Annotated in this window: 14 protein-coding genes; 12 read left to right on the top strand and 2 right to left on the bottom strand. The window is 32.1% G+C overall.

All coding sequences use genetic code 11. From position 1 onward, the window contains the following. The first annotated feature begins 483 nt into the window (after positions 1-483). The 3 genes from VB248_RS09150 to mtgA all read left to right on the top strand — a co-directional run bounded on the left by VB248_RS09150 (position 484) and on the right by mtgA (position 3872). A complete protein-coding gene (locus tag VB248_RS09150) occupies positions 484-1716 on the top strand; it encodes a M16 family metallopeptidase (RefSeq protein ID WP_323296463.1) in 1233 nt (410 codons plus the stop codon). Positions 1717-1824: 108 nt separating this feature from the next. Beyond that, a complete protein-coding gene (gene hemW / locus VB248_RS09145; protein WP_323296462.1) occupies positions 1825-2955 on the top strand; it encodes a radical SAM family heme chaperone HemW in 1131 nt (376 codons plus the stop codon). A 116-nt stretch (positions 2956-3071) separates the two neighbouring features. After that, positions 3072-3872: a monofunctional biosynthetic peptidoglycan transglycosylase gene (gene mtgA, locus VB248_RS09140; protein WP_323296461.1), complete on the top strand. Its 801-nt coding sequence runs from the start codon at positions 3072-3074 to the stop codon at positions 3870-3872. Between the two features lie 45 nt (positions 3873-3917). Here mtgA and VB248_RS09135 read toward each other — a convergent pair whose 3' ends face one another. Both VB248_RS09135 and VB248_RS09130 read right to left on the bottom strand, forming a co-directional pair. Continuing rightward, positions 3918-5108: a glucosaminidase domain-containing protein gene (locus VB248_RS09135; protein ID WP_323296460.1), complete on the bottom strand. Its 1191-nt coding sequence runs from the start codon at positions 5106-5108 to the stop codon at positions 3918-3920. Positions 5109-5250: 142 nt separating this feature from the next. After that, positions 5251-6021: a class I SAM-dependent methyltransferase gene (locus tag VB248_RS09130; protein ID WP_323296459.1), complete on the bottom strand. Its 771-nt coding sequence runs from the start codon at positions 6019-6021 to the stop codon at positions 5251-5253. A gap of 250 nt (positions 6022-6271) precedes the next feature. Between VB248_RS09130 and VB248_RS09125 the strand changes: the two genes are divergently transcribed. The 9 genes from VB248_RS09125 to VB248_RS09085 all read left to right on the top strand — a co-directional run bounded on the left by VB248_RS09125 (position 6272) and on the right by VB248_RS09085 (position 18165). Next, a complete protein-coding gene (locus VB248_RS09125) occupies positions 6272-7510 on the top strand; it encodes a GWxTD domain-containing protein (RefSeq protein ID WP_323296458.1) in 1239 nt (412 codons plus the stop codon). A 1096-nt stretch (positions 7511-8606) separates the two neighbouring features. Next, positions 8607-10283, top strand: coding sequence for a capsule assembly Wzi family protein (locus VB248_RS09120; RefSeq protein ID WP_323296457.1), 1677 nt, complete (start codon positions 8607-8609; stop codon positions 10281-10283). Between the two features lie 70 nt (positions 10284-10353). Then, entirely contained in the window at positions 10354-11163 is an 810-nt protein-coding gene (locus tag VB248_RS09115; protein ID WP_323296456.1) for a polysaccharide biosynthesis/export family protein, read from the top strand. Positions 11164-11204: 41 nt separating this feature from the next. Further along, complete coding sequence (locus tag VB248_RS09110; RefSeq protein WP_323296455.1) at positions 11205-13580, top strand: GumC family protein; 2376 nt, start codon at positions 11205-11207, stop codon at positions 13578-13580. Positions 13581-13633: 53 nt separating this feature from the next. Continuing rightward, positions 13634-14572, top strand: coding sequence for a glycosyltransferase (locus VB248_RS09105; RefSeq protein ID WP_323296454.1), 939 nt, complete (start codon positions 13634-13636; stop codon positions 14570-14572). A gap of 51 nt (positions 14573-14623) precedes the next feature. Next, complete coding sequence (locus VB248_RS09100) at positions 14624-15301, top strand: acylneuraminate cytidylyltransferase family protein (protein ID WP_323296453.1); 678 nt, start codon at positions 14624-14626, stop codon at positions 15299-15301. Position 15302: 1 nt separating this feature from the next. Beyond that, on the top strand, positions 15303-16235 hold the full coding sequence (locus tag VB248_RS09095; protein WP_323296452.1) for a phosphoglycerate dehydrogenase: 933 nt from the start codon (positions 15303-15305) through the stop codon (positions 16233-16235). 8 nt (positions 16236-16243) lie between these two features. After that, a complete protein-coding gene (locus VB248_RS09090; protein WP_323296451.1) occupies positions 16244-16978 on the top strand; it encodes an SDR family NAD(P)-dependent oxidoreductase in 735 nt (244 codons plus the stop codon). A gap of 35 nt (positions 16979-17013) precedes the next feature. Beyond that, complete coding sequence (locus tag VB248_RS09085) at positions 17014-18165, top strand: hypothetical protein (RefSeq protein WP_323296450.1); 1152 nt, start codon at positions 17014-17016, stop codon at positions 18163-18165. The last annotated feature ends 27 nt before the right edge of the window (positions 18166-18192 follow it).

Raw genomic sequence — 18192 nt, 5'->3', positions numbered from 1 at the left:
ATTCATTTTACGGATACTGATTACTGACAATTTTATACACAGAGTTTAGCAGAGCTTTCAGTGAGTTTCACAGAGGATTTTTTGCAATATTTCTCGGTGAAACTCTGTGTATTCTCTGTTTTTCTCCGTGTCTTTTATATGATTGTCTAATAGTCAGTTCAATTTATTAGTTCTCAAGTCTCAAAATCAAAAAATCTTGTTTCTTTTGTCTTGCATCTTTCGTCCTAAAGTCCTAAAGTCTCAAAATCCTAACAAAATTACTCCGATTCCAGTTAAATAAAAATTAGTTTCATCTATTTCAGAATGATATATATCACCCAAGAGCGTCTCCAAATCCAATTATTTAGAAAAATTCTTATTAAAGGAATACTTTTACTCATTTTATGGTTATAGAGTTTAAGCGTTAAAATTAATAACTTTGCAGGCTATTAGTTTTTAGATTTCATAGAGCCTCATGGAAAAATAGGTTTCAATTAATAAAGAATGCAAGAAATACAAGAATATACACTTTCAAATGGTATTAGGGTCGTACACCGACAAGTTACGCATACGGCAATTTCGCATATCGGAATCATGCTGGATATGGGTAGCCGTGATGAAAAGCCACATCAGCAAGGACTTGCCCATTTTTGGGAACACATGGCTTTTAAAGGTACAAAAAAACGTACTTCATTACAGATTATCAATCGTTTAGAGATTGTTGGTGGCGAACTCAATGCTTATACAACCAAAGAAAAAATCTGTTTTCATGCCTCCGTACTTACGCCCCATTACGAGCGTGCTTTGGAACTGTTGGCTGATATTACTTTCAATTCTAATTTCCCAGACAAACAAGTAGAGCGAGAAAGAGGTGTTATTTTAGAAGAAATGGCGATGTATTACGATTCGCCAGAAGATGCTATTCAAGACGATTTTGATGATATTGTTTTTGCACATCATCAATTAGGAAAAAATACTTTAGGGAATCAGGAGAGTGTTTCTAATTTTAAAAGACAAGATTTATTAGATTTTATTAACGAAAATCTGGATACTGAAAGAGTAATTTTTTCATCCATCGGAAATTTACCTTTCAAAAAAGTCATTCAATTGGTTGAGAAATTCTTGAAGGATATTCCTGCAAAGTCTTCTAATTTAATCAGAACTCCACCGATAAATTATACGCCTCAGAATCTCAGTGTTACCAGAAGTATTACGCAGGCACACGTGGCGATTGGGCGAACTTCATATCCTTTGGCTGACGACAAACGTTTACCATTCTTTATGTTGGTAAATTTACTCGGTGGTTTTGGAATGAATTCTCGTTTAAATTTAGCAGTGCGTGAACGAAATGGTTTAGTTTACACAATTGATGCCGGTTACACGCCATTTATTGACACTGGCTATTGGGGCATATATTTTGCTACCGAAGTGAAAAGGCTTGGGAAAGTAAATGCTTTGATTTTGAAAGAATTGAAGAAATTACGAGAAGTAACCCTTACCAAAACTCAGTTGGTAAACACCAAAGAGCAATTGATGGGGCAAATGGCAATGTCGGAAGAAGGTAATATGAGTTTTATGTTGATGATGGCAAAAAGTTTACTCGACATCAATCGCATTGATAGCTTAGAGTACTTATTTCAGCAAATTCAGGGCGTAACGGCTATTCAATTACAAGATTTAGCCAATGAAATGTTTCAAGAACAAGATTTAAGTTCACTGACATTTTTACCAGAATAATTTAATTTGAAAATTTAAAACGAATTTGAAAATTTGAAAATAGGTAATTGAAAAGAAGGAATAAAATTTTCAAATTTACTTATTGCCAAATTTTCAAATTAATTTCCCTTGCATTTATACATTCACATCCCTTTCTGCCGTCAGGCTTGTCATTATTGCGACTTTCATTTTAGTACTTCATTGAAGACAAAAGATGAAATGGTACAAGCGATTTGTCAAGAAATAGTACTTCAAAAAAACTATCTTCAAAAAACACATTTAGAAAGTATTTATTTTGGAGGAGGTACGCCTTCTTTGCTTGAAGAGCAAGATTTTAACAGCATTTTTGAAACAATTTTTCAAAATTTTACGCTAAAAACAGACGCAGAAGTAACACTTGAAGCCAATCCTGACGATTTGACGAAAGATAAAATACATCTATTTAAAAAATTTGGAATCAATCGGCTAAGTATTGGTATTCAGTCTTTTAATGAAGGTCATTTAAAGAAAATCAATAGAATTCATTCTGCACAAGAAGCCGAAACTTGTGTGAAACTTTCACAAGATTTAGGGATTCATAACCTAAGTATTGATTTAATTTATGCCATCCCAGCTGAAAATCATCAGATTTTTGAACATGATTTACTCAAAGCCAGTCAGCTAAATTTATCACATATTTCAGCCTATTGCTTGACGATTGAGCCACAAACAGTTTTTGGAAAATGGGTGAAGCAAGGAAAAATTCCTTCTATCAACGACGAATTCGCCAGTCAGCAATTTGAAATGTTGGTCTCATATTTAGGAAACGAAGGTTTTGAGCAGTACGAAATATCTAATTTTGCCCGTAACCAGCAGTACGCCCAACACAATACAAGTTATTGGAAGCAAGAAGAGTATTTGGGCGTTGGTCCGTCTGCTCATAGCTTTAATTATTTTAGCCGACAGTATAATATTGCCAATAATGCTTTGTATATAAAAGCTTTAAAAAAGAAAGAATTACCTGCTGAAATCGAAATTTTATCAAAGGAAGACCGAGTAAATGAGTACTTGCTAACTGGGCTTAGAACGAAGTGGGGTTGTGAAGTAGAGAAGCTCAACCAAGTACTTGAGGCAGATTTTTTGAAAGTCAATCAAGCAATTTTAGCCAAACAATTACAAGAAGGTTTGATACATTTTCATCAAGGCGTATTGTTGATTACTGAAAAAGGAAAGCTATTTGCGGATAATATCGCCTCAGAATTATTTATTTTTGTAGAGTAAATCTGAATATTTTTACCAAATCAAGCTTCATTCGTTAAACAGTCGTAAATTTGTTTTTATAACCATGCCCCGACTCATGGATTTTTTGATTGCTTATCCTTACAAACTTAATCAATATGGCAAAAAATACATTTAGAACTTCTCCGCCAGAAGAACAAAATACAATTAAAGCCGAATCATTTTTAAGTCGTTTAAAAAACTTTGGAAGCTCGGATGAGCATCAATCTTTATCACAAATCATTGTTAGGTACATCCTCAAATTCTTCATGTATTTCTTTTCAATTACTATCGTTTGGGTATTTGTCTTGAAATTTCTTCCTATTTGGTTTACTCCAACCATGATAGACAGAAAAATTACAGCTATTAGCGAAGGAAGAGACTCTGAAATTCATTCAGACTGGGAACCTTATGAGAATATTTCAAAAGAAGCAGCTTTAGCCGTCGTAGCTTCTGAAGACCAGCTTTTTCCACAACACTTTGGTTTTGATTTTGCGGCAATGTGGGGTGCATTTAAGCATAATTTGAAGGGAAAGAAAATAAAAGGAGCAAGTACAATCTCTCAACAAGTTGCCAAAAACGTATTTTTGTGGCAGGGAAGAAGTTACGTTCGTAAGTTTTTAGAAGTATATTTTACTTTTCTGATTGAAGTAATTTGGGGGAAAGAAAGAATTCTGGAAGTGTATTTAAACGTGGCAGAAATGGGTAAAATGACTTTTGGAGTCGAGGCAGCATCACTACGCTACTACGGGCACAGTGCTAAACTACTCAATAGAGCCGAAGCTGCAAGAATTGCTGCGGTATTACCAAGTCCAATCCGTTTTTCAATTGCTAATCCTTCAAAATATGTTCAGAAAAGAACAAATGCTATTATGAAACAAATGAGAAGGTTAGGAGGGAAGGCTTATTTGAAATTTTAGGATGGATGAAAAGTAGAAATTGTTTTTTATTCACCCTAAAATTGTTTAATCAAATTCAGTAAGATTATATTTTTCAACGATTTTCATCACTCTGTCAGCATAATACTTGCCACCTCTGTGCGTATAACCATACTCGCCGATTCCATAGCAAAAAGTGTAAGCAGCAGAGTATTTTTCAATGCCAGCGGCAATTTGCTTTTGGTAAAATCTTGTGATTTCACTGTAATCACGTTTCCAAACGCCTGTTTTGTGTAAAAAAATTTCTTCGACTAAAAATCTCAGGCATTCTTCTCTTGAATTAAAACGCTTATACCAATTATCTGGGCGATTATCTTCATCAAAAATAAGTTGTCCAGTTGGCGTAACGCTAATGATTGGCACTTTGCCATCGTTTTCGTCGGGTTGTCCCTTCAATTGGTAAGCGTTAGATGGATTACCTTTCCACTGTTTGATTCCCAGTAAATTATTTGCAAAAATGGCATTTCTGCTAAATCCGTAGCCACTCTCTAAGGCAGCCATAGCCATAATCACGCTGGCAGGTACATTATGTTTTCTGGCAAGTTCTGTGGCAATAGGCTGAACATCATCAAAGAACATATTAACATCATCAGCATTCGGATGTCCGATAGCCGTAGAATACACATTATCGTTTCGTCCGTTGATGTCTTCGTTTGGAGTGGGTTTAAATTTGAAGTTATTTACATTCAGTTGATTTCTGGCAGGAGGGTTGTACTCATAGTTATTATATGAATCGTTTTTCTTCGGTTCATAATTCGTATTAGGATTACTAATAATTACTTGAGTGCTGTTATCTTGATTTTTAGGAGTATAGATGTACTCTTGAGAAGGAGTTTCTGGAATAACCGTAATGGCATCTTTAAAAACTTTACCCGTAATCACAAGCTCTCCATAAACTTCGCTTGAAGTTTCGTTTTGGTCATTTACAGCTACAAAACGCAATCTTTTTGTACCAGTAAAGGTAAAAGGAAAACTTAATTCAGCCGAATTGTCATAGATTTTAGCTGTACCCAAACTTTGGTTATCAGAGTAAATCCTAACCAAGTAAATTTCGTCACTTGCATTGAAGTGAAAACGCACTTCTTCACCTACCTGTGCAGTTGGAGTGTACTCAACATTAAGCCCAATGCGTTTGAGCTTTTGATTAGTGAACGCAAAAAAAATCAAACCAAGAAATAAGATACTTATTACTTGGTTAGGAAAACTGCTTCTGGCCATGAGTAAATAATTTGTTAGATTTTGGGATTTTAATCAAAGGCGGATAAGAATAATAATCCTTTTGTTAATCCTAACAAAAAAGCTATGCCACTCAGATAAATCAAATTAGCATAATGCTAATATAAGATATATTTTTTATATTTTACTTAGTTGCGATATAAAAAAAATCAAAACAATTTTCTGCATCATCATTTAAAAAATAATCTTGATAAGTAATACCAGAAACTAATTGCTTGTCTGATTTTTGGATAATATTTCTACTCAATCGGTTAGCTATATCATAGGGGATTTGTAGCATCCATCTTGGTAAACGATATTGTAAATTAAAAATATCAAAACGAGTAATTTTTTCTACCGAACGCTTATTTTGTTCGTAATAACTCATCACTTTCTCGTTGCCATGAACACCTTTGGTTTCGATACTGGCAAAATGTTTCAAAATTAAACCTTTTAGTTCATGTGCTAAGTACTCACGCACGTGCCAAGGGTTTCTTGAAAGCGAAAATTTTCTATTCACGGTTGTTAATACTAATTTTCCACCCGGTTTCAATACTCTATGAGCCTCTTTGATAAACTCATTATCATCTTCAATATGTTCGATTACTTGGAAAGTAACGATATAATCAAAACTATTATCTGCTAAACCTTTCAGTGGAGGTAGAAACATATCTATAAATTTGAATTCAGGATATTCGGCAGTAAGTTTGAGCATCAAAGGCTCGTTTTTGTCAACACCTGTATAATTGCTTACAGATTGAGCTAATACTGCTACACCACGCCCTGTACCACAGCCAATTTCGAGTAAATTGCCAGAAATAAATTTTGCGGCTTCAATATAAGGGAACAATAATCTTTGGTGAACAGGGTTATCAGAAATGATTTCAGACGAAGCAATCTCAGTTGTTTTGTACATTTTTTGAATAAAATTAGAATTTATGGTAAATTGAACCTAAGCCGTAGTAAATAACCTAAAACTCATGCTCAGATATAAAAAATACCATATTTTTGTATGGTTTGCGATTGAAAGTCAAATTTAAAACTTTTGTATGAGATTTGAACAGTCTATCTCAAGCTTTGAGATTTTGTTCTCAAGAATTATATTCGACATGATTGCTCAGGCGTTATAGATAAAACAATTTAGAAATATTAATACTAATCCTTTGATGAAAAAAATACTTTCCTTCATCCCCATTATTTTGCTTTTTGCAGGATGTAGCCCAACCACTCCTAAGAAAGCAAGTAGCAACACCGATAATCGAGTACTTTTACAAAGATTTGTTAGTAAAAGTAGATTTTTGGATAATAGTAATGCTGTACGTATATATCTAAGTATTGATGTAGATAGAACCATTTCTTTAACTGATATTGCCAATGAGTTTTCAATCAATTATAAGTTATACCCAGATTATACCAACAAACAAAATATTTTGAATAGTGGGGTGGTAAATCTTAATTTCGAAAATTCAATAATGGATGGCGATTTGCTGACACTATGGTTTGACATTCCTAAACCTAAAGATTTACTCACAGCAGTCGCTTTAACCGATATAAAGGATTTGAAAACTGGCAACAAGATTGTCAATGATTGTTTTTTGAGATTTCAGTCAGGCAAAGCCAGTGATTATTTTATGTTTTTTGACAAAACAGGTAAAAAACCTTTAGCTCGTAACTATTTTACTCTACAGGATACAGTAGTATTGAAAAGTCTCAATCAAAAAGTACAGAATTTTAGAGTATTTAGGTATAAATATGAATTTGAAGCTGCTATTTCCCCGATGTCCACAACACCAAGAGCAGCCTCAAAGAATTTGTATGTAGATTCTTCTTTTACAGTAAAAGCCAACGAACAGATTCATTTAAGTACTGATGGATTGTACTATTTTACAAGAGATACCACAGAATCTTATGGAATAGGAATGGTTGTAACAGATAAGCGTTTTCCTAAATTAACTCGTCCTGAGAAATTAGTGAAGCCATTGATTTACGTGAGTACTTTTGCTGAAACAAGCGACTTGAATAGTGCTAAAGAACCTAAAAAAGCATTAGATAATTACTGGTTGAATGTAATGCAAGGAAATCAAGCGACAGCTAAAAGGACTATTAAAGCATTTTATCAAAGAGTTGAACAGGCCAATCGTTTGTTTACGAGCTATAAAGAAGGCTGGAAGACAGATAAAGGTATGGTTTATATTGTTATGGGCGACCCAACAAAAATTACCCGAACAAAAGACAAAGAAGTTTGGACTTATAGTAGAAGTACACAGTATTCAGAAGTTAATTTTACTTTTACCAAGCGGTCAAATCAATTTGTTGAAGACCATTACGAACTACAACGCTACGCAGAATATCAATCTATATGGTTTCCGACAGTAGAACAGTGGCGAAATGGAGAACGACTCTAAAAACAATGGGCTTAAAGAAAAATCTCTTTAAGCCCATTGTGTTTATATAATTGTACTACAATATTCATAGTTTTTTTCCTTTCAAAATCTTCTATGAAGTATTAATCATTTTTCATCATCCTAATCAAGCAATTTGATTTCTCCTACAAAGTTCGAGATTGAACATTCAGGAATAAAAAATAAAATATAAAAAAAACAGGTTAAGCTTTGTGGAAAAACGTATAGTTGGTTTAATGTTACATCCAAAAATAATTATATTTTTTTTATGATTAAATAAAAATTACGCAATTCTAAATTTGTATTCTTTTAAGTCTATATTAGGATATTATTAAGTTTTAACTTAGAGTATGCTTTTTAAAAGAAAATATTCAATGACATTATTTTTTTAGCATTAATAGAGACGAATAATTTTACCAAGTTTTATAATTTTTATTCACTTGTCAATTACTTTGATATTGTTCCGAAGTTATGATTATAAAAGATTCAAATTTCATTGCAAAAACTCGAAACATTGAATCTTTAATAATCATACATCTTTTAATAAAAGCCTTCCCAAAAACGCTCAAAATTATCTTTTGTTTAGTTTTATACGTTTCAAAATGACAATAATATAAATTTACCAAGTTTTGAGAGTTTGTTTTATTACTATTTTAATATCTTTTACTAAAATTCAGATAAAATATACCGTTTAATAATTTTTATGACTGATAATCAAATTTTGTTATTACTTTTGGAATAAATCAATCTAAAATAGTTCCATTAAATAGGCATTTTGAGATATATTTTGAGTTTTGTACTACCGCCGATATTATTTTTAGCTTATAAATTACTTTAGTAGTCGAAAAAAAAATATTTACGGCTGATTCAATTAGGAGAAATTTATTTCTAAATTATTTCAGATAAGATTTACTTTGAAATCTCTCAAAACTTAGAAATGTACTATTTTTGAATAAAAGTTTTGGAGATTAAAAACTTTTGATTAATTTCAAGAAATATTTACAAAATAAAAAAATAGAATTTAGGCTAATACCAAAGTCTTATAACTTACGTAGATATTAACAACGCAACCATTTTAACTAAAGCTAATACCGATTTGATGAATACTTTTACGAAGCCTTTTCTTGTCAGTATTATTTTACTCCTGAGCCTTGGTATTCTTGGAGTAAAAGCTCAAGTTGTATATGAGCCCGAGTATCATACAGTTTATGGTTATTTATCCAGATTAGCTCAAAAAGGCGTAATCGATTTGAATGATGTTGTTATGCCTCTTCCACGAACGTACATTAATTCGAAATTAGATTCATTATCACACCACAAGGATTTATTGACCCCACTTGAAAGAGAAGAACTGACCTTTTATTTAAAGGAGTACACGCTTGAAAGAAATTTAGCTGAGAATAAAGAATATGCAAAACCTGTGTTAGGATTGTTCTCTACTAAAAAAGACGACAGAACACGTGTTACAGTTTATCAAGATAAAGATTTTACATTTAGTGGACAGCCAATTGTTGGATTTCGGTATGAAAATGTAAGTGGTAGTACACTTGGTCAACGTTGGGTAGGGGCTTGGATTTATGGATACATAGGTAAAAATATAGGCTACAGTGTTGATTTTGTAAATAGCAAAGTTGATAACATTTTCTCTGGTTACGATTATAAGAGAACTTTTAGTCCTGAACCTGGTAGATTTGGAGATTTAGTAAGTAAAAGTAAGTATGACTACAACGATTTTAATGCTACAATTACTGCAAAATGGAAATGGGGCGTACTTACATTTGGCAAAAATCCTATTCAAATAGGATATGGTGCTGGAGGTAAAATTATTTTATCAAATAAAGCCCCTTCTTTTCCACAAGTGCGCTTAGATGTTAACCCAGTAAAATGGTTGTCATTTAATTATGCTCATATCTGGTTGAACTCCAATGTCATAGATTCGACAACTTTTTACCCTACTTCTGTTCCAGGTAGATTACAGTATCAATTTAGAGAGAAGTATTTAGCTGTACATTCTTTAACTTACAAGCCATTTAAGGGTATGAGTTTGACTTTAGGAGAATCTGCTGTTTATAATGATAGAATTAAAATTGGGTATTTAATCCCAACAGTCTTATTTAGTGCTATGAGTCATTATTTAGGGGAAGTTAATGCAGGAAATAACAATTCCACTATAAATAATACTATATCAAATTCTCAAGTTTTTGTTCAACTAAGTTCAAGAAATCATATCCCCAAAACGCATTTATACTTTAGTTATTTTATAGATGAACTAACTTTAAGGACAGGAAACACTGCCTTGTCTAATGCAAGAAATCATACGGCTTACCAAATTGGTGCAAGTGTTGCTGATTTTCTCTTTAATAATTTGCATTTGACTTTAGAATATTCTAAAATTCAACCTTTTGCCTACGTTCATTTTATTCCTGCACAGACATATCAAAGTAATAACTTTAATTTAGGTCATTGGATTGGATCTAACGCAGATCAATTGTTCGCTCAACTTCATTATCGTGTAATTAGAGGAATGGATTTTAAAGTGAGTTATAACTACGTTCGTAAAGGAACAGTAGGTACAGGAGTACAACAAGCGAGTGCACAAGATATTTATCCATTTCTGTGGGGAAATGTAAATAAGTATAGCTATTTTCAAACATCAATTCAATACGAACCGATTCATGATTTTTTTGTACGTATCAACTATAAGATAGAAAATCAATCAGGAATTACCTCTGTTAATAATAATTATTTCTCAACATCATTGATGTTTGGACTTTAAGCATTTACATAACTGGCTGTGTATTTATAATTGTTAGTGAAATTTATCAAGAGTTTTAACAAAATTTAGTATGAAAGTTTTATCCAAATTATTCTTATTATCAAGTACTATATTTATCCTCACCTCATGTGTAACGACTAAGAATGTTACCTACTTCCAAGGTAACGACCCATTAGACTCTGTTCGTTATGCCAAACTAAAAAATATTGAGCCATTGATACCCAGAATCCAGGCTGATGATATTTTGGCTGTGACTGTTAGCTCTTTAAGTGAAGAATCAAATCAAGTATTCAACTTTCCTAATACAACTCCATTAATAACGTCCAATCTTCCAGGTATTTCAACTAATGGTGTGCCACGAAGTCAACCTTTAGGGTATTTGGTTGATCCTAATGGTATTATAGAAATGCCACTAATAGGTAAAATTCAAGTAAGTAATTTATTACTTGAAGAGGCTGGAATGAAAATCAAACAAGAGTTGACTAAATTTTTGAAAGAGCCAACAGTCAATGTACGTTTTTTAAACCAAAAATTTACTGTAATAGGAGAAGTTAATCGACCTGGAGTTTATAACTTACTGAATAACCATGTGACTTTACCAGAAGCTATTGGAGTTGTTGGTGATTTGACAATCTTTGGTCGTAGAGACAATGTGATGTTGATAAGAACAACAGAAGGGAGAAGAGAAATTGTTAAGTTAAATTTGAATTCAAGAGAGGTATTGGAATCCCCATATTATTTTATACAGAATAATGACATCATTTATGTCGAACCAACTAAAGGTAAGATAACATCTTCTGATAGAACGCTTCAATTAATCCCTATAGCAACTGGTGTGACAACGTCCTTAGTGCTGTTATTAAATCTTTTATTTAAGTAGTGTAATAAAATAAATTAATATACATATATTATAAAATTGTTATGGCAGAGAATTCCTTTGATTTTGAAGAAAACAATGAAGAACGTTTTGATATTCGAAAAGTCTTTCAATTGTATTTGAGATTTTGGTACTGGTTTATTATATCAATCTTTTTTTCTTTAGGTGGTGCTTATATTTATCTTCGCTATACAACTCCTATTTATAGTATCAGTTCAGTTCTGTTAATCAAGGACGAAAAAAAAGGTATTGGGGGTAATGATATGTTGAAGGAGTTGGAGATGTTTTCAGGCAACAAAATTGTTGAAAATGAATTGGAAGTATTGAAATCCCGTACTTTAATTGAAAAAGTTGTAGATGACCTGAATCTAACAGTTGCTTATTATCAAAAAGGCGAGGTACGTCCCTATGATGAGATATTTAGGAATTCACCAATATGGGTTCAACATGGAAATTTAAATGAAATAGCTTACAAAGAACCTGTTTTTATAAAAATTGTCAACAAACAAAAATTTGAGTTGCAAACTAATAGTGGTGATGTACTGGGAGTGTTTGCCTATAGTCAGAATATAAGAAGCCAGTACGGAGCTTTTCGTGTCTTTTTAAATGATTCATTGTACAGAAAAGACAATGATTTAATCAGAATCAAATTCTTTGAAAAAAATGCCTTGGTAGAGCAATACCAAAAGGATATCAAAGTTGAATTGCTCAATCAAAAAAGTACTGTTATAAAACTCACATTGGAAAGTGCTTTGCAAAGAAAAGGGAAAGCTATTTTATCCAAATTATTAGAAGCATATACTTTCAATGCGTTGGCAGATAAAAATATGGAAGCAACAGCTACCCTTAAATTTATTGATCAAAGACTTGGGCTAATTACTGGAGAGTTAGGAGATGTAGAGAAAGATGTTGAAACTTACAAGAGTTCACAAGGAATTACAGATTTAAGTGTTGAAGGTAATCTGTTCTTGGAGAAAGTAAAAGAAAATGATACAAAGCTTAATGAAGTAGATATACAATTAAAAGTTCTAGACGGTGTTGAGAATTATTTAAAAAGTAGTCAATCAGGTGCAGCACCAGCTACTTTAATGGTAAATGATCCTGTTTTAATAGGTTTGCTAAGCAAATTGAATGAATTAGAGATTCAGAGAGAAAAGTATGTAAAGACAATGCAACCTGATAACCCTATTTTAGCAACTATTAATACTCAAATTGCTAATACAAAATCTGCCATTAGAGAGAGTATATCTAACCAAAAGCAGGGGTTGCAAGTGACAAGAAATAGTTTGAAGAATCTTAATCGAACATTTGAGTCATCTATTCGAACTATTCCCAGAAAAGAGAGAGAGTTTGTTAATATCAAAAGACAACAAGGTATAAAAGAGAGCTTATTCTTAATGCTTTTACAAAAGAAAGAGGAGACAGCTATTTCCTATGCCTCTACCGTTACTGATAGTCGTATTGTTGACGAGCCTTATAGTAATCCTCTACCGATTAAACCTAAAAGAACTATCATTTACTTAATTGCATTAATTTTAGGTTTAGTATTACCCATTTCTATTGTTAACCTAAAAGAGACATTCAATGATACTATTCAATCTAGAAAAGAGATTGAAGATGCGACTGGAATATCTGTTTTTGGAGAAATAGGTAAAAAACCTAAAGAAATGAAAGATAATATCGTAGATATGAAAAGTACAGGTTTCTTGGCTGAGCAGTTTAGGACTTTACGTACTAATTTACAATATGCTGCTGGTGGGGTTAATATTGATGGTAGAGGTAAAGCTATTTTGTTGACTTCATCAATTGGGGGCGAAGGCAAATCTTTTGTCAGTATTAACTTAACTTCAAGCATTGCCTTGTTGGATAAAAAAGTAGTAGTTTTAGAATTAGATTTACGAAAACCTAAAGTTTCTGAATATTTGGGTGTTTCACGTGAGGTTGGTATTTCTAATTATTTAATAGGTCAAGCTAAGTTGGAAGATATTATCAAACAAAGTTCTTTAAATCCTAATATGTTTGTATTACCTTCTGGTCCAATACCTCCTAATCCTTCTGAATTATTATCTAATGGAAGAATGGCTGTATTGATTGAAGAGCTAAGAAAACAATTTGATTATGTGGTTTTGGATACTCCACCCGTTGCCTTAGTGACTGATTCAACAATCTTAGGACAATATGTAGATGCAGTTTTTTATTTAATGCGTTATGAACATACACCTAAGTCATATTTAAAAGTTTTAAGAGATTTAAAAGATAAAAATAAGTTTAAATCATTGAATATTATTTTCAATGGTATTGATTACAAGAACTCTAAAGAATATGGTTATGGCTATGGTTATGGCTATGGTTATGGCTATGGTTACTCTTATGGTGAAGAGGTAAAAAAGAAAGGATTTTTCTCAAGACTTTTCAAATAATCTAAACTTAGTAGATTTTATTTGTCATATTTATTCATTTAATAGGTAATAAAATGGTATGTAGCATCATTATTAGAGCTTTTAATGAGGAGAAACACATAGGTAAATTAATCAATGGTATTCAATCTCAATTGACTAATCATGAATTAGAAATAATCTTAGTAGATTCTGGTTCAACGGATAATACTGTTGATATTGCTAAATCTATGGGGGCTTCAGTTGTTTCGATTTTACCCGAAGAGTTTTCTTTTGGATTTGCCTTGAATAAAGGTTGTGCATTTGCCAAAGGAGATATTTTATTATTTGCGAGTGCACACGTATATCCTGTTTATACCCATTGGATTGATAAAATGTTAGAACCTTTTAGCGATTCCAAAGTCGCTTTAGTGTATGGAAGACAAATTGGTTATGAACAGAGTAAATATTCTGAACATCGTTTATTGGCTAAATGGTTTCCTGCTTTTTCAAATTACAATCAACTACATCCCTTTTCTAATAATGCTAATACTGCAATTAGAAAGAGTTTATGGTTGGAGCAATCTTATGATGAAACATTAACAGGTTTAGAGGATTTAGACTGGGCATCAAAGATATTAAAAAAAGGGTACAAATTAGTTTATGAATCAGAGGCGGTTATTGTTCACATACACGAAGAAACCCCCAAAAAGGTTTATAATAGATATTATCGTGAGGCTATCGCTTTTAAAAGGATAGTGCCTTATGCTAAGTTTGGAATTTGGGATTTTATTTATTTATCCATTACTAATATTATCAGTGATTATTATTTCTCTATTGTAGATGGTGTTTTTTTTAAAAATATTTTTGATATTCCTGTTTTTAGGATATTACAATTTTTAGGTACTTTAAGAGGATATAATCACTCAGGAAATGTTGATAATTCACTTAGAACCAAATTTTATTATCCTACTAATTTTCTAAAAAAACAAAGACCAACGGAGATTACAGCTCCTAAAGTTCAATACACTGAATAATAAGTCTGATAATATTGTTATTAATACGCAAACATAATTTTTAAATTATATATGAAATACAAAGTTGTTGCCATTGTTCCTATGCGTCATTCCAGTGAGCGTGTAAAAGGGAAAAACTACCGTGATTTTGCAGGAAAGCCTCTATTTCATCGCATTATTGAAAGCCTTTTGGCATGTGATAAGATTGATAAGGTTGTGATAGATACTGATAGTCCAACGATTATCGAGCAAACGGCTACTTTATTTCCGGAGGTATTAGTCTTAGAAAGACCAGAACATTTACGTGATGGGGCAATTCCTATGAATAATGTACTATTAAATACTTGTAATTCAATTGAATCTGAATTCTATCTTCAAACACATAGCACAAACCCTCTACTTTCTCCTGAAACTATTGCAAAAGGGATTGATGAGTTTATGAAATCTTATCCTATTTACGATAGTATGTTTTCTGTAACTCGTCTTCAACAGCGTTTATGGGATCCGTTAGCAAGAGCTATCAATCATAACCCAGCAATCTTGTTGAGAACACAAGATTTACCTCCTACTTACATGGAGAACTCATGCATGTATTTATTTACTAAAGAAACTTTAATTAAGAAATTTAACAGAATAGGTGATAGACCTTTTATGTATGAGATTGAAGAGGTTGAAGCACAAGACATAGACGTTGAGTTAAATTTCAAAGTTGCAGAATTTTTATTTAAAGAACTTTATCCAGGAAAATAAAATGAAAGTATTAGTAAGTTGCCCTCCAATGTTAAAACGAATTGACGAATTTCGTTCGTTTTTTGAAGCTAAAAATATAGAATTAATAACACCTAATATTGTTCAAACACTTTCAGAAGAAGAATTAGAAGAAATTTTGCCAACAGTTGAAGGTTGGATTATTGGAGATGATCCAGCAACTGAAAGAGTATTTACTGCTGGGAAAAAAGGTAAATTAAAAGCAGCGGTAAAGTGGGGAGTAGGAGTTGATAACGTTGATTTTGCAGCTTGTAAAAAATTGGGTATTCCAATTATTAATACGCCTAATATGTTTGGAGCAGAAGTAGCTACTGTTGCGGCTGCTTATGTGTTAGGTTTGGCAAGACAAACTTATTTGATTGATAGAGAGGTTAGAAAAGGAAACTGGGTAAAACCAGCAGGAAGATCATTATCTGGTTTAGTAGTTGGTTTAATTGGATTTGGGGATATTGGTAAAGCAACAGCTCGTTTTCTAAAAGGCTTTGATATGAAAATCAATGTTTATGATCCCTTTGCCAAAAAGGATGAATCTGACTTGGTGAACTATCAATTCTTAAATTATCCAGAGAAAATAGAAGAAGCTGACTTTGTAATAGCTACCTGTGCTTTAACACCCGCCACCCGTAATATGATTAATGCCGATACAATCAACAAGATGAAAGATGGCGTATATATTGTAAATGTTTCAAGAGGGGGAATTGTGAATGAAGCAGATTTATTAGTGGCTTTGCAGTCTGGAAAAGTTGAAGCTGCAGCATTAGATGTTTTTGAAACAGAACCACTTCCAATTGATTCACCGCTAAGAGCTTTTGATAAATGTATATTTGGAACGCATAACGGTTCTAATACAATCGAAGGGGTACGCAGAGCCAGTCACCAAGCAATTAGTTATTTATTTGAATTCTTAGAGGTTTAAAAGCTATTATGAAACAAAAAAGCATATTAATAACGGGTGTTTTGGGGGGAATAGGTAGTTCAATTGCTAAAATGTTCAAAGAGAACGGCTATTTTGTGTATGGTTTAGATATTAGAGAAGAACAAGCTGACTTTGTTGACAAGCTTATTGTTTTTGACCTGCACAAATATTGTTCAGACGAGCAATATCGTAATGAATTTGTACTATATTTTAACGACCATATCTTATCCTTAGATGTGCTTGTTAACAACGCAGCTGTTCAACTGTTGGATAAGTTAGATGATTTAAAATTAGAAAATTGGCAAGAAACCTTAAACGTAAATTTAACAGGGCCTTTATTATTAAGTCAATTGTTTTTATCAAGATTAGAACAAGCACAAGGTTGTATCATCAATATTGGAAGTATTCATCAGCAGTTGACCAAGCCTCGTTTTATTAGTTATGCTACCTCTAAAAGTGCATTAATAGGTTTAACCAAAGCATTAGCTGTTGATTTAGAAGGAAGGGTAAGAATTAATGCTATTAGCCCAGCAGCGATTCAAACCGATATGCTATTAGCAGGTTTTGATGGGAATGAAGAAGCCTTAAATCAATTAAGAATGCTTCATCCTGTACAAAGAATAGGTTATCCCAATGATGTAGCTAAGTTAGTTTTATTTTTAGCTTCAGAAAATTCTGGCTTTATACATGGTGCTAACCTTTCTTTAGATGGAGGAATTAGTTCGGTTTTGAAGGATTTGTAGTTTAAAATGTGGATACACTCAAACTTGATTCCAAAATGAAGCATTTAATTTTTACAGTCTGTTTCGTTATTTTACATCACTCTTTTGCTCAGAAAGTAGGAATTAGTGTTTCTTCAAGATTCTTTCATCCTTTAAGTAAAAATGATCCTTTAAGTACGTTAGATATTATTGAAAAACTTAACGTGACTCAAATTGATTGGTTGTACTGTTCAGAAAGTAGCAAAATTAAGCTTTTAAAAGAAAGAAATATAAAGTTTAGTTTAGCTATAAATCCTCAGATTCCAGATTCTGGAGAATACACTGCAAAAGGAAGGATTATAGGATTAAATGGGGAAAAATATATTGCACCATGGATGAAAGTTTGGAATCAAAAAAATCCAAATTGGGGTTGTGTAAATTCTCCTTTTTTTAATGATTTATTCATTAGAAAATCTAAAGAGTTAGTTGATTTAGGTGCTTATGCTATATTAGTTGATGACTCAAGATTTAATGAGCAATCAGTTGAATCTGGGGGATGTTTTTGTGAGTATTGTGTGAATAAGTTTACTCGCTATTTAATAGACTTAGGACACACTGAAATCAATGATAAATTTAATTACAAGGAGTATTTGAAATCCCAAGGCATAATGAAGTTTAAATATAGAGACAATACAATATTATATAGGCAGGAGTTTTGCGATTTTCAGAGAAAATCAGTTATTAATTTTTTAAACAATTGGAAATACTCAATTAAAACTTATTCTCAAAAAGTTGATTTACTGACTAATAATTATCGAGGAAAGTGGGATTCAATATATAGTATATTTGATGGAGGAATTTGTGAAATAGTTACAGATTCACTAACCGATAGCTACTTTCAGAGAATTGTAAAAATAAATAATGAGTTAAAAAAATCTCAATCTTTTACTTTAGTTTCAAATGATATTGGTTTAAATCTACAATTTCTTTTATTATGTAAGAAATACTCTATTACAGCGATTGCACCTTGGGATGTCTTTATAGGAACAGGTAAAGATAATAAACCACTGAGATATTATTTAGATGTTGATATTTTAGCCGCTTTATATAAAAACTATTCTTTGTTCAAAGGTTATAAAATAATTAAAAATAAGGATAACAGTTTACTTACTTTGCAATTCAAAAAAATATCAAATAAAAAATATATATTAAGAAATAAAGCAGACTAATGAAAATAACCTGTTTTGATAAATAAC

Origin of the sequence: Arcicella rigui (genome assembly GCF_034929435.1) — a bacterium.
Lineage (GTDB): Bacteria > Bacteroidota > Bacteroidia > Cytophagales > Spirosomataceae > Arcicella > Arcicella rigui.
This window is presented reverse-complemented; position numbering and strand designations above follow the sequence as displayed.

Excerpts from the sequence above, each read along its gene's own strand:
- VB248_RS09150 (WP_323296463.1), top strand. The coding sequence starts at position 484 with ATGCAAGAAATACAAGAATATACACTTTCAAATGGTATTAGGGTCGTA.
- mtgA (WP_323296461.1), top strand. The coding sequence starts at position 3,072 with ATGGCAAAAAATACATTTAGAACTTCTCCGCCAGAAGAACAAAATACA.
- VB248_RS09135 (WP_323296460.1), bottom strand. The coding sequence starts at position 5,108 with ATGGCCAGAAGCAGTTTTCCTAACCAAGTAATAAGTATCTTATTTCTT.
- VB248_RS09130 (WP_323296459.1), bottom strand. The coding sequence starts at position 6,021 with ATGTACAAAACAACTGAGATTGCTTCGTCTGAAATCATTTCTGATAAC.
- VB248_RS09125 (WP_323296458.1), top strand. The coding sequence starts at position 6,272 with ATGAAAAAAATACTTTCCTTCATCCCCATTATTTTGCTTTTTGCAGGA.
- VB248_RS09120 (WP_323296457.1), top strand. The coding sequence starts at position 8,607 with ATGAATACTTTTACGAAGCCTTTTCTTGTCAGTATTATTTTACTCCTG.
- VB248_RS09115 (WP_323296456.1), top strand. The coding sequence starts at position 10,354 with ATGAAAGTTTTATCCAAATTATTCTTATTATCAAGTACTATATTTATC.
- VB248_RS09110 (WP_323296455.1), top strand. The coding sequence starts at position 11,205 with ATGGCAGAGAATTCCTTTGATTTTGAAGAAAACAATGAAGAACGTTTT.
- VB248_RS09105 (WP_323296454.1), top strand. The coding sequence starts at position 13,634 with ATGGTATGTAGCATCATTATTAGAGCTTTTAATGAGGAGAAACACATA.
- VB248_RS09100 (WP_323296453.1), top strand. The coding sequence starts at position 14,624 with ATGAAATACAAAGTTGTTGCCATTGTTCCTATGCGTCATTCCAGTGAG.
- VB248_RS09095 (WP_323296452.1), top strand. The coding sequence starts at position 15,303 with ATGAAAGTATTAGTAAGTTGCCCTCCAATGTTAAAACGAATTGACGAA.
- VB248_RS09090 (WP_323296451.1), top strand. The coding sequence starts at position 16,244 with ATGAAACAAAAAAGCATATTAATAACGGGTGTTTTGGGGGGAATAGGT.
- VB248_RS09085 (WP_323296450.1), top strand. The coding sequence starts at position 17,014 with ATGAAGCATTTAATTTTTACAGTCTGTTTCGTTATTTTACATCACTCT.